Genomic DNA, 12,857 nt, shown 5'->3' on the forward strand with positions numbered 1-12,857 from the left:
CGATAACCCAGCCGTGGCCCAGAATGGCGTTGCTGACCGCATCGCGGCAGCCAGGGCCGGGCTGTTCATTCCCTCTACCGGCCCTGCTTCACGCTTTCCTGAGAGCGCTGGCAAAAAAAAACCGCGCCGAAGCGCGGTTTTTCATGCTGCAGAAGCCGATTTACTCGTCGCTGCCGCCGCCGAGACCGGCGTTAAGCAGTTCCGCCAGGCTGGCAGAGGCTTCGTCCGCGGTCACCTGCGGCACCACCGGTGCTTCACCGGCGGCACGGCGGCGCATGCGATCCTGGTGGTAGGCATAACCGGTACCGGCCGGGATCAGACGGCCCACGATGACGTTCTCTTTCAGGCCGCGCAGTTCATCACGTTTACCCGCAACGGCCGCTTCGGTCAGAACGCGCGTCGTTTCCTGGAACGAGGCAGCGGAGATGAACGATTCGGTCGCCAGAGAGGCTTTAGTAATACCCAGCAGGTCACGTGAGAAGGTCGCACCGACTTTGCCGTTCCCTTCCAGATCGCGGTTAGCGATCTTGATGCGGGAGTATTCAGCCTGCTCGCCGTCGAGGAACTCGGAGCTGCCCGCGTTCTCGATGGTGGCTTTACGCAGCATCTGACGCACGATGACTTCAATGTGCTTATCGTTAATCTTCACGCCCTGCAGACGATACACGTCCTGCACTTCGTTAGTGATATAACGGGTCACCGCATGAACGCCACGCAGACGCAGAATGTCGTGCGGCGACTCAGGACCATCGGATACCACGTCACCACGTTCGACGCGCTCACCTTCAAAGACGTTGAGCTGACGCCATTTCGGGATCATCTCTTCGTAAGGATCGCTACCGTCGATCGGCGTGATGACCAGACGACGTTTACCTTTGGTCTCTTTACCGAACGAGATAATCCCGCTGATTTCCGCGAGGATCGCCGGCTCTTTCGGACGACGGGCTTCGAAGAGATCCGCAACGCGCGGCAGACCACCGGTGATGTCCTTGGTACCGCCAGATTCCTGCGGCACACGCGCCAGGGTATCACCCGAGCTGATCTGCACGCCATCTTCCAGCTGAACAATCGCTTTGCCCGGCAGGAAGTACTGCGCTGGCATATCAGATCCCGGGATCATCACGTCGTTGCCCTGCGCATCCACAATTTTCAGCGCCGGACGCAGATCTTTACCGCCCGCAGTACGCTCAGCGGTATCCAGTACCACCAGCGACGAGAGACCGGTCAGTTCGTCGGTCTGACGCGTAATGGTCTGGCCGTCAATCATGTCCGTGAAGCGAATGAAACCACTCACTTCGGTGATAACCGGCATGGTATGCGGATCCCAGTTCGCCACGGTTTCGCCCGCGTTGACCAGTTCACCGTCGCCTTTCGCCATCACCGCACCGTAAGGCACTTTATAGCTCTCTTTGGTCCGACCGAACTCATCGATCATTTTCAGCTCGGTGTTACGCGAGGTAACCACCAGCTTGCCAGACGAGTTGGTCACTGACTTGGCATTCGAGAGCTTAATGGTGCCTTTGTTTTTCACCTGGATGCTGGATTCGGCCGCCGCACGCGATGCCGCACCACCGATGTGGAACGTACGCATGGTCAGCTGAGTACCCGGCTCACCGATGGACTGCGCAGCAATCACGCCGATGGCTTCACCTTTGTTAATGATGTGGCCACGCGCCAGATCACGACCGTAGCAGTGAGCACAGACGCCAAAGTCGGTTTCGCAGCTTACGACCGAGCGCACTTTCACACTGTCAACGGAGTTCTCTTCCAGCAAATCACACCAGTGCTCGTGGAGCAGCGTGTTACGCGGAACCAGAATATCCGCCGTACCCGGCTTCAGTACGTCTTCGGCCGTCACACGGCCCAGTACGCGCTCGCGCAGCGGCTCTTTCACATCGCCGCCTTCGATGACCGGGGTCATCATGATGCCTTCGAACGTGCCGCAGTCATCTTCGGTCACGACCAGATCCTGTGCAACGTCAACCAGACGGCGGGTCAGGTAACCGGAGTTCGCGGTTTTGAGTGCGGTATCCGCCAAACCTTTACGCGCACCGTGCGTGGAGATGAAGTACTGGAGTACGTTCAGACCTTCACGGAAGTTCGCGGTGATCGGCGTCTCGATGATGGAGCCATCCGGCTTCGCCATCAGACCACGCATCCCTGCCAGCTGACGAATCTGTGCCGCAGAACCACGCGCACCGGAGTCAGCCATCATAAAGATGCTGTTAAAGGAGACCTGCTTCTCTTCTTCACCGTCGCGGTTAATCACGGTTTCGGTCGAGAGGTTTTCCATCATCGCCTTCGCCACGCGCTCGTTCGCCGCGGCCCAGATATCGATAACTTTGTTGTAACGCTCACCGGCTGTCACCAGACCAGACTGGAACTGCTCCTGGATCTCGGCCACTTCGGCTTCGGCTTCGCTGATGATTTCCACTTTCTTCGCCGGGATCACCATGTCGTCGATACCGACGGACGCACCGGAACGCGCCGCATAGGCAAAACCGGTGTACATGGTCTGGTCAGCAAAGATAACGGTCGGCTTCAGACCCAGAATGCGGTAACAGGTGTTCAGCATTTTGGAGATAGCCTTTTTACCCAGCGCCTGGTTGACGATGGAGTACGGCAGACCTTTAGGGACAATCATCCACAGAATGGCACGGCCGATCGTGGTGTCGATCAGGCTGGTTTTGGCGATGAACTCGCCCTGCTCATTCTTTTCAAATTCGGTGATACGCACTTTTACGCGCGCATGCAGCTCGGCCAGGCCCGCACGATAAACGCGCTCGGCTTCTTTCGGGCCGGTCAGCACCATGCCTTCGCCTTTGGCATTCACTTTGTCGCGGGTCATGTAGTACAGACCCAGAACCACGTCCTGAGACGGAACGATGATTGGCTCGCCGTTCGCCGGAGACAGGATGTTGTTGGTTGACATCATCAGCGCACGTGCTTCCAGCTGGGCTTCCAGCGTCAGCGGCACGTGTACGGCCATCTGGTCACCATCGAAGTCGGCGTTATACGCCGCACACACCAGCGGGTGCAGCTGGATGGCTTTACCTTCGATAAGGACCGGCTCAAACGCCTGGATACCCAGACGGTGCAGCGTCGGTGCGCGGTTCAGCAGTACCGGGTGTTCACGAATCACTTCGTCCAGGATATCCCAGACAACCGCTTCTTCGCGCTCAACCATTTTCTTCGCGGCTTTGATGGTGGTGGCCAGGCCACGCAGTTCCAGCTTGCCGTAGATGAACGGTTTGAACAGCTCCAGCGCCATTTTCTTCGGCAGACCGCACTGATGCAGGCGCAGGTAAGGACCCACGGTGATCACGGAACGGCCGGAGTAGTCAACGCGCTTACCGAGCAGGTTCTGACGGAAACGACCCTGTTTGCCTTTGATCATGTCGGCCAGTGATTTCAACGGACGCTTGTTAGAACCGGTGATCGCACGACCGCGACGCCCGTTATCCAACAGGGCATCAACCGCTTCCTGCAGCATACGCTTTTCGTTGCGCACGATGATATCCGGCGCAGCGAGATCCAGCAGGCGCTTCAGACGGTTGTTACGGTTGATCACGCGGCGATACAGATCGTTCAGATCCGACGTCGCGAAGCGGCCACCGTCCAGCGGTACCAGCGGACGCAGATCCGGCGGCAGCACCGGCAGCACGGTCAGGATCATCCACTCCGGCTTGTTGCCAGACTGAACGAACGCTTCCAGCAGCTTGATGCGCTTGGTCAGCTTTTTACGCTTGGTCTCAGAGTTGGTTTCGTTCAGCTCCTCACGCAGCTGATCGCATTCCTGCTCCAGATCCATGTTTTTCAGCAGTGCCTGGATAGCTTCCGCACCCATCTTCGCATCGAATTCGTCACCGAACTCCTCCAGCGCGTCAAGGTACTGCTCTTCCGTCAGAATTTGACGTTTTTCCAGGTTCGTCATGCCGCCTTCAATCACCACGTAGGATTCGAAGTACAGCACGCGCTCGATGTCACGCAGCGGCATATCCAGCAGCAGGCCGATACGGGACGGCAGCGATTTCAGAAACCAGATGTGCGCGGTCGGGGAAGCCAGTTCGATGTGGCCCATGCGCTCACGGCGCACTTTGGTCTGGGTCACTTCAACGCCGCACTTCTCACAGATCACACCGCGGTGTTTCAGGCGCTTGTACTTACCGCACAGGCACTCGTAATCTTTTACCGGTCCGAAAATTCGGGCGCAGAAAAGACCGTCACGCTCCGGTTTGAACGTACGGTAGTTGATGGTTTCCGGCTTTTTCACTTCACCGAATGACCAGGAACGGATCATGTCTGGCGAAGCCAGCGCAATTTTGATCGCATCAAACTCTTCGGTCTTAGTTTGCGCTTTCAGAAACTTAAGTAAGTCTTTCACGGATTAGCTCCCGTCGGAGTGAGACTCTCAGGGATGCGCCACCGCAGCGGCGCATCCCGTAACCAGTACAATTGCGAGTGCTTACTCGTCTTCCAGCTCGATGTTGATACCCAGCGAGCGGATCTCTTTCAACAGTACGTTGAAGGATTCCGGCATGCCCGGCTCCATCTGATGGTTGCCGTCGACGATGTTTTTATACATCTTCGTACGGCCGTTTACGTCATCAGACTTCACGGTCAGCATTTCCTGCAGGGTATACGCGGCGCCGTAAGCTTCCAGCGCCCACACTTCCATCTCACCGAAGCGCTGACCACCGAACTGTGCCTTACCACCCAGCGGCTGCTGAGTCACCAGGCTGTAAGAACCGGTAGAACGCGCGTGCATCTTGTCATCCACCAGGTGGTTGAGCTTCAGCATGTACATGTAACCTACGGTAACCGGGCGCTCAAACTGCTCACCGGTACGTCCGTCGAACAGGGTGATCTGGCCGGATGTCGGCAGGCCACCCAGCTGCAGCAGCTCTTTGATTTCGCTCTCTTTCGCGCCATCAAATACCGGTGTCGCAATCGGCATACCTTTTTTCAGGTTTTCCGCCAGACGCAGCACTTCATCATCGCTGAAGGTGTTCAGATCGACTTTCTGACGCACGTCGGTACCCAGATCGTAAGCACGCTGGATGAACTCACGCAGCTTCGCGACTTCTTCCTGCTTTTTCAGCATGGCATTGATCTTCTCGCCGATGCCTTTTGCTGCCATCCCGAGGTGAGTCTCGAGGATCTGTCCGATGTTCATACGTGACGGTACGCCCAGCGGGTTCAGTACGATATCGACCGGCGTGCCGTTCTCATCGTAAGGCATATCTTCGATCGGGTTGATCTTAGAGATAACCCCTTTGTTCCCGTGACGGCCAGCCATTTTGTCGCCCGGCTGGATCTGACGCTTAACGGCCAGATAGACCTTCACGATCTTCAGCACGCCCGGTGCCAGGTCATCACCCTGGGTGATTTTGCGGCGCTTAGCGTCAAGTTTCTTCTCAAACTCGTGCTTCAGCTCATCGTACTGCTCGGCCAGCTGCTCCAGCGCATTCTGTTTGGCTTCGTCAGTCAGGCCCAGCTCCAGCCAGCGCTCGCGCGGCAGCTTGTCGAGCTTCTCGGCTTCCACACCGCCGCCAACCAGCAGGGTGCGAATACGGGTGAACAGGCCGGCTTCGAGGATCTTCAGCTCTTCAGTCAGGTCTTTTTTGGCCTGCTTCAGCTGCATCTCTTCGATTTCCAGCGCGCGCTTGTCTTTTTCCACGCCATCGCGGGTGAAGACCTGCACGTCAATCACCGTACCGGAGACGCCGTTCGGCACGCGCAGAGAAGAGTCTTTTACGTCGGACGCTTTCTCACCGAAAATGGCACGCAGCAGCTTCTCTTCCGGCGTCAGCTGGGTTTCACCTTTCGGCGTCACCTTGCCCACCAGAATGTCGCCACCGGTCACTTCGGCACCGATATAGACGATACCGGACTCATCGAGCTTGGAGAGAGCCGCTTCACCCACGTTCGGGATATCGGCGGTGATCTCTTCTGGCCCCAGCTTGGTGTCACGCGACACACACGCCAGTTCCTGGATGTGAATGGTCGTAAAGCGATCTTCCTGCACTACACGCTCAGAGACCAGAATGGAGTCTTCGAAGTTGTAGCCGTTCCACGGCATGAACGCGACGCGCATGTTCTGACCCAGCGCCAGCTCACCGAGGTCGGTGGACGGGCCGTCAGCCAGCACATCGCCGCGCTCAACCGGCTCACCCAGAGACACGCACGGCATCTGGTTGATACAGGTGTTCTGGTTGGAACGGGTGTATTTGGTCAGGTTGTAGATATCAATGCCCGCTTCACCCGGGTACATCTCGTCTTCGTTAACTTTAATCACGATACGAGAAGCATCTACGTACTGGACGGTGCCGCCGCGTTTAGCGACGGCGGTTACGCCAGAGTCCACCGCGACTGCGCGCTCCATACCGGTACCGACCAGCGGCTTATCCGCACGCAGCGTCGGCACGGCCTGACGTTGCATGTTGGCACCCATCAATGCGCGGTTGGCGTCATCGTGTTCAAGGAACGGGATCAGGGACGCACCGACGGAAACCACCTGCTGGGTGGAAACGTCCATGTAGTCCACCTGATCGCGGCTGAACAGGCTCGATTCGCCTTTGCTGCGGCAGGTCACCAGATCGTCAACGAACGCGCCTTCCTCATCGAGGTTGGTGTTCGCCTGAGCGATGACGAAGTTACCTTCTTCAATCGCAGACAGGTAATGAATTTCATCGGACACTTTACCGTCCACCACGCGACGGTACGGGGTTTCAAGGAAACCATACTCGTTCGTCTGGGCGTAAACGGAGAGTGAGTTGATCAAACCGATGTTCGGACCTTCCGGGGTTTCGATCGGACACACGCGACCATAGTGAGTCGGGTGAACGTCTCGCACCTCGAAGCCCGCACGCTCACGGGTCAGACCGCCCGGGCCCAGTGCAGAAATACGACGCTTGTGCGTGATCTCTGACAGTGGGTTGTTCTGGTCCATAAACTGGGACAGCTGGCTGGAGCCAAAGAACTCTTTCACCGCTGCCGAAATCGGCTTGGCGTTGATCATGTCTTGTGGCATCAGGGTGTCGAGATCGCCCAGTGACAGACGCTCTTTAACCGCGCGCTCTACGCGCACCAGACCAACGCGGAACTGGTTCTCCGCCATCTCGCCTACGGAACGAATGCGGCGGTTGCCGAGGTGATCGATGTCATCCACTTCACCGATACCGTTACGGATATCGATCAGCTTCTTCATCACCTCAATGATGTCGAGCTTGCTCAGAATACCGGAGCCTTCGATCTCGTCGCGACCCAGAGAACGGTTGAACTTCATGCGACCAACCGCCGACAGATCATAACGGTCTTCAGAGAAGAACAGGTTCTCGAACAGGTTTTCTGCCGCTTCACGCGTCGGCGGCTCGCCGGGACGCATCATGCGGTAAATTTCAACCAGCGCGCTCAGGCGATCGTTAGTCGGATCGACGCGCAGGGTTTCAGAGATGTAAGGACCGTGGTCGAGATCGTTAGTAAACAGCGTTTCGATGCGCTTGTGGCCTGACTGGCTCAGTTTCGCCAGCAGATCCAGCGACAGCTCCATGTTCGCCGCTACGATCAGCTCACCGGTACTTTCATCAATGTAGTCTTTGCTGACCACTTTGCCGGCGATGTACTCGACCGGCACTTCGATGTGCTGAATGCCGTCTTTTTCCAACTGGCGGATATGGCGGGCAGTAATGCGACGCCCTTTCTCAACGTAAACGGTCCCGTTGGACTCGATGTCGAAAGAGGCGGTCTCACCGCGCAGGCGCTCGGGCACCAGCTCCATCTGCAGTTTGTTATCACGGATTTCATACACCACTTTCTCAAAGAACAGATCAAGAATCTGCTCTGTGGTGTACTCCAGCGCGCGCAGGATAATGGATGCCGGCAGTTTACGACGACGGTCAATACGCACGAACAGGTTGTCTTTCGGGTCAAACTCGAAATCCAGCCAGGAACCGCGATAGGGGATGATGCGTGCGTTATACAGGACTTTCCCTGACGAGTGGGTTTTACCCTTATCACTGTCAAAGAAGACACCGGGGCTACGGTGCAGCTGAGAAACGATAACACGCTCGGTACCGTTGATGACAAAGGTACCGTTGTCGGTCATGAGCGGGATTTCGCCCATGTAGACTTCCTGCTCTTTAATGTCTTTAACGGTGCCTTCCGGCGCTTCGCGCTCGTAGATCACCAGGCGCAGTTTTACGCGCAAAGGAGCAGAGTAGGTAACGCCACGGATTTGACATTCGGTAACGTCAAACACCGGCTCACCCAGGCGATAGCTGACATACTGCAGCTCAGAGTTGCCGCTGTAGCTCTGAATAGGGAATACGGAGCGGAATGCCGCTTCCAGACCGTACTGACCTTCCGGATCTTGCTCGATAAACTTCTGGAACGAGTCAAGCTGGATAGAAAGGAGATAGGGAACATCCAGAACTTGCGGACGTTTACCAAAATCCTTACGAATGCGTTTTTTCTCGGTATAGGAGTAAACCATTAGGGTTCCTCAGCTCGCTGACATGTCGACCCACGCTGTCCGTCCTGGAGGGACAGTTTATGCAACACTATTTTGTTGATTCGGCAGATAAAAACCCACCGCAATACCTCTTTCTATCACTCTTAAATCATTTCATTGCCCTTGTCCGGGCAGGGAACCCGTCCAGGAAAGCAGTATATTAAGTCGTCGATAGAGAAAGATATTGTAGAACGTCAATGGCTAAACAGTGCGAAACCCCATTGAGGTCCTTGAGCGCAAAAAGGCTGGTGACCAAATAGTCACCAGCCATCAGCCTGATGTGACTCAGACTGCAACCTGAAAGGTTGTCTTACTTAACTTCAACTTCCGCGCCAGCTTCTTTCAGAGCCGCTTCCAGGGCAGCAGCGTCATCTTTGCTGATGCCTTCTTTCACTGCAGCCGGAGCCGCTTCTACCAGGTCTTTAGCTTCTTTCAGACCCAGGCCAGTCGCGCCACGTACTGCTTTGATCACAGCAACTTTGTTCGCGCCAGCAGCTTTCAGGATAACGTCAAATTCAGTTTTCTCTTCAACCGCTTCAGCCGGGCCAGCCGCAACAGCGACAGCAGCAGCAGCAGAAACGCCGAATTTTTCTTCCATTGCAGAAATCAGTTCAACAACGTCCATTACGGACATAGCGGATACTGCTTCGATGATCTGGTCTTTAGTGATAGACATGTAAATTGTTCCTAAGAATCAGTAAATAGGTTTTATACGTTAGCAAGTACGCGAGAGAAGGTGGCTTATGCCGCTTCTTTTGCGTCGCGTACAGCAGCCAGAGTGCGAACCAGTTTGCCGGCAGCGGCTTCTTTCATGGTTGCCATCAGGCGTGCAATTGCTTCATCGTAGGTCGGCAGCGTTGCCAGACGGTCAATTTGAGCCGCCGGGATCAGCTCACCTTCAAAGGCCGCAGCTTTAACCTCAAACTTTGCATTCGCTTTTGCGAAATCTTTGAACAGACGAGCAGCAGCGCCCGGGTGTTCCATAGAGTATGCAATTAAGGTTGGACCGACGAACGTGTCTTTCAGGCACTCAAACTGAGTACCCTCAACAACGCGGCGCAGCAGGGTGTTACGAACAACACGCATGTACACGCCAGCTTCACGACCTGCTTTACGCAGTTCGGTCATTTTATCTACGGTGACGCCACGGGAATCCGCAACTACCGCAGACAGCGCGCCTTTGGCTACTTCGCTGACTTCAGCAACAATCGCTTGTTTGTCTTGAAGATTTAATGCCATTAGCTTGTGCTCCTGGATTTGACCGGGGAAGGATTTCCCCGAACTCACATCACCTGATCCCAAAGGACACAGGCGCTTATTCACGGTGAGCAGAATCCAGTCAAAGAAAAAATTCTTGAGGTTCTGTCACCGTCTACGCAGGTAAACATTAAGTCCCTGACGGGACGCCTGCGGTCTTGGACGGAGGCCAGGATAGGCCTGGCTCCAACCTGATTCCCCGTCGTCACTCGGTGCGAACAGCGTCATGACGCCGGGAAATAAATTGCGTGTCTGCTAAACGCGTTCAGCAGAACAATGGGCGACAGATTCTAGATGAAAATTTCGCCCATTTCAAGCAGCAAATCTTAGTTCGCTGCCGCGTTCAGTCCAGCCTGGTCGATGGCAACGCCAGCGCCCATGGTGGTGGACAGGCTGACTTTCTTGATGAAAACGCCTTTTGCCTGAGACGGCTTCGCTTTTTTCAGCGCAACCAGCAGAGACTCCAGGTTTTCTTTCAGTTTGTCAGCGTCGAAATCAACCTTACCGATAGTGGTATGGATGATGCCGTTTTTGTCGTTGCGGTAACGAATCTGACCGGCTTTCGCGTTTTTAACCGCTTCAGCAACGTTCGGCGTCACAGTACCGACTTTCGGGTTTGGCATCAGGCCGCGTGGACCCAGAACCTGGCCCAGCTGGCCAACAACGCGCATTGCATCCGGAGAAGCAATAACAACGTCAAAGTTCATTTCGCCTTTTTTGATCTGATCGGCCAGGTCTTCCATACCTACCAGTTCAGCGCCGGCTGCTTTTGCAGCTTCAGCGTTGGCGCCCTGGGTGAAGACGGCGACGCGAACAGAACGGCCAGTACCGTGCGGCAGTACAGTAGCACCACGTACGTTCTGGTCTGATTTACGAGCATCGATGCCCAGGTTTACCGCTACGTCCACGCTTTCTACGAACTTGGCAGTTGCCAGTTCTTTCAGCAGAGCAACGGCTTCGTTGATGTCGTACTGTTTAGTTGCATCAACTTTGTCACGGATCACGCGCATGCGCTTGGTCAGCTTAGCCATTTCTTAATCCTCTACTACCAGGCCCATGGAACGAGCGGTACCTTCGATGGAGCGAGTCATCGCTTCAACATCGGAACCGGTCATGTCCGCAGCTTTGGTTTCTGCGATTTCACGTACCTGAGCACGGGTCACTTTACCTACTTTGTCTTTGTTCGGCTTGCCGGAACCAGACTTGATACCCGCCGCTTTCTTCAGCAGTACGGCTGCCGGAGGCGTTTTGGTAACGAAGGTGAAAGAACGGTCAGAGTAAACAGTGATAACAACCGGAGTCGGCAGACCCTTCTCCAGGGATTCTGTTTTGGCGTTAAACGCTTTACAGAATTCCATGATGTTAACACCCTGCTGACCCAGAGCCGGACCAACCGGTGGGCTCGGGTTTGCCATACCAGCTGCAACCTGCAGCTTCACGTAGGCCTGGACTTTCTTAGCCATGATAATTCCTCTATTGGGTTATAGCGCTTCGACAGAAGCTCCCCGTGATTAACACTCATACGCCAGAGGCGCATAAATACAAAAGGCGCGAAATTATAGTGTAATTTCGCGCCTATGACAAGACATAAACTGTACAGTGCTGCTGCCGAAAACTAGCCTTTTTCGACCTGACTAAAGTCCAGCTCAACCGGTGTTGCACGGCCGAAGATGGAAACAGAAACCTTCAGGCGGCTTTTCTCGTAGTCCACCTCTTCCACAACACCGTTAAAGTCGGCAAACGGGCCGTCGTTGACGCGCACGGTTTCACCCGGTTCGAACAGCGTCTTCGGACGCGGCTTATCACCAACCTGCTGCAGGCGGTTCATGATCGCATCCACTTCTTTATCGCTAATCGGGGCCGGACGGTCAGAAGTGCCGCCAATAAAGCCCATCACGCGGGGAACGCTGCGTACCAGGTGCCAGCTGGCGTCGTTCATCACCATCTGTACCAACACGTAGCCCGGGAAAAACTTGCGCTCGCTTTTGCGACGCTGACCGCCACGGATTTCGACCACTTCTTCGGTCGGCACCATGACTTCGCCAAACAGCTCTTCCATGTTATGTAACTTGATATGCTCTTGCAGCGACTTGGCTACGCGAGCTTCAAAACCGGAAAACGCCTGAACGACGTACCAGCGCTTCTTTGGAGCTTCAGACATCTTAGAACCTCAGGCCTGTGATAAACGATACCAGACGGACCAGAATACCATCCAGCCCCCACAAAATCAGTGACATCACGGCGGTAACCGCGGCAACGATTAAGGTGGTGTGCAGCGTTTCCTGGCGGGTTGGCCAGATAACCTTACGCACTTCGGTACGCGCTTCGCGGGCAAATGCCACAGTCGCTTTACCTTTGGTCGTTAACAACGCGATACCACCCGCCGCGGCGATTAACACCACAACGGCCAGCGCGCGTAACGGCAGCATGACATCCCGGAAGTAGTAATTTCCAACAATGGCCACGATCAGCAGCGCAAAAACCACTACCCACTTGATGATTTCCAGGCCACGCCCGCTCCCTTGAGCTTCGGTATTAGCACTCATAAACCAACCTGCGATAATAAATCAGAAACTATTTTGCCCCGCGTCAACGTGCGAGGCAACCAAACCGAATAAGGCTTTTCAGGCGAAACCCGGTAGAGTCCGTGACGCCGTTTACAGAGCCTGTCTCAGCAATGATTATGTATCACAATCACTGATGAGCCAGGTTCTGACCCACAGCGTACAAAAAGGGCATCAAATGATGCCCTCTTCGTAGGTGTTGCGTCAAATATTATCGGGATTAAGCGATAACTTTAGCCACAACGCCCGCACCAACGGTACGTCCGCCTTCGCGGATAGCGAAGCGCAGGCCGTCATCCATCGCGATCGGGTGGATCAGGGTAACCACCATTTTGATGTTGTCGCCCGGCATCACCATCTCAACGCCTTCCGGCAGTTCGATGGTGCCTGTCACGTCAGTTGTACGGAAGTAGAACTGCGGACGGTAGCCTTTGAAGAACGGGGTGTGGCGGCCGCCTTCGTCTTTGGACAGGATGTACACTTCGGATTCGAACTTGGTGTGCGGCTTGATGGAGCCCGGCTTA

The 12,857-nt window shown here is 55.3% G+C and carries 8 protein-coding genes and 1 pseudogene; all 9 read right to left on the reverse strand.

Annotated elements, in window-relative coordinates; genetic code table 11:
* Positions 1-160: 160 nt before the first annotated feature.
* On the reverse strand, positions 161-4,384 hold the full coding sequence (rpoC, locus tag BS626_RS17185) for a DNA-directed RNA polymerase subunit beta' (protein ID WP_075183602.1): 4,224 nt from the start codon (positions 4,382-4,384) through the stop codon (positions 161-163).
* A gap of 81 nt (positions 4,385-4,465) precedes the next feature.
* Positions 4,466-8,494, reverse strand: coding sequence for a DNA-directed RNA polymerase subunit beta (gene rpoB / locus BS626_RS17190; RefSeq protein ID WP_075183603.1), 4,029 nt, complete (start codon positions 8,492-8,494; stop codon positions 4,466-4,468).
* 328 nt (positions 8,495-8,822) lie between these two features.
* Entirely contained in the window at positions 8,823-9,188 is a 366-nt protein-coding gene (rplL, locus tag BS626_RS17195; protein WP_075183604.1) for a 50S ribosomal protein L7/L12, read from the reverse strand.
* Positions 9,189-9,253: 65 nt separating this feature from the next.
* Positions 9,254-9,751 (reverse strand): 50S ribosomal protein L10, encoded by a 498-nt coding sequence (rplJ, locus tag BS626_RS17200; protein WP_075183605.1) that lies wholly within the window; start codon positions 9,749-9,751, stop codon positions 9,254-9,256.
* 344 nt (positions 9,752-10,095) lie between these two features.
* On the reverse strand, positions 10,096-10,800 hold the full coding sequence (gene rplA, locus BS626_RS17205) for a 50S ribosomal protein L1 (RefSeq protein WP_075183606.1): 705 nt from the start codon (positions 10,798-10,800) through the stop codon (positions 10,096-10,098).
* 3 nt (positions 10,801-10,803) lie between these two features.
* Positions 10,804-11,232 carry a 50S ribosomal protein L11 gene (gene rplK, locus BS626_RS17210; RefSeq protein ID WP_008108393.1) on the reverse strand — a complete coding sequence of 143 codons (429 nt, stop codon included), beginning with the start codon at positions 11,230-11,232 and terminating at the stop codon, positions 10,804-10,806.
* Positions 11,233-11,384: 152 nt separating this feature from the next.
* Positions 11,385-11,930: a transcription termination/antitermination protein NusG gene (nusG, locus tag BS626_RS17215; RefSeq protein WP_075183607.1), complete on the reverse strand. Its 546-nt coding sequence runs from the start codon at positions 11,928-11,930 to the stop codon at positions 11,385-11,387.
* 1 nt (position 11,931) lies between these two features.
* Entirely contained in the window at positions 11,932-12,315 is a 384-nt protein-coding gene (secE, locus tag BS626_RS17220; protein WP_075183608.1) for a preprotein translocase subunit SecE, read from the reverse strand.
* Between the two features lie 238 nt (positions 12,316-12,553).
* Positions 12,554-12,857 (reverse strand): annotated as a pseudogene (gene tuf / locus BS626_RS17225) (elongation factor Tu); the annotation flags it as partial.

The sequence above is a fragment of the Pantoea sp. 1.19 genome, from assembly GCF_001922585.1.
Taxonomy (GTDB): domain Bacteria; phylum Pseudomonadota; class Gammaproteobacteria; order Enterobacterales; family Enterobacteriaceae; genus 1-19.

Excerpts from the sequence above, each read along its gene's own strand:
- rplA (WP_075183606.1), bottom strand. The coding sequence starts at position 10,800 with ATGGCTAAGCTGACCAAGCGCATGCGCGTGATCCGTGACAAAGTTGAT.
- secE (WP_075183608.1), bottom strand. The coding sequence starts at position 12,315 with ATGAGTGCTAATACCGAAGCTCAAGGGAGCGGGCGTGGCCTGGAAATC.
- rplL (WP_075183604.1), bottom strand. The coding sequence starts at position 9,188 with ATGTCTATCACTAAAGACCAGATCATCGAAGCAGTATCCGCTATGTCC.
- nusG (WP_075183607.1), bottom strand. The coding sequence starts at position 11,930 with ATGTCTGAAGCTCCAAAGAAGCGCTGGTACGTCGTTCAGGCGTTTTCC.
- rplJ (WP_075183605.1), bottom strand. The coding sequence starts at position 9,751 with ATGGCATTAAATCTTCAAGACAAACAAGCGATTGTTGCTGAAGTCAGC.
- rplK (WP_008108393.1), bottom strand. The coding sequence starts at position 11,232 with ATGGCTAAGAAAGTCCAGGCCTACGTGAAGCTGCAGGTTGCAGCTGGT.
- rpoB (WP_075183603.1), bottom strand. The coding sequence starts at position 8,494 with ATGGTTTACTCCTATACCGAGAAAAAACGCATTCGTAAGGATTTTGGT.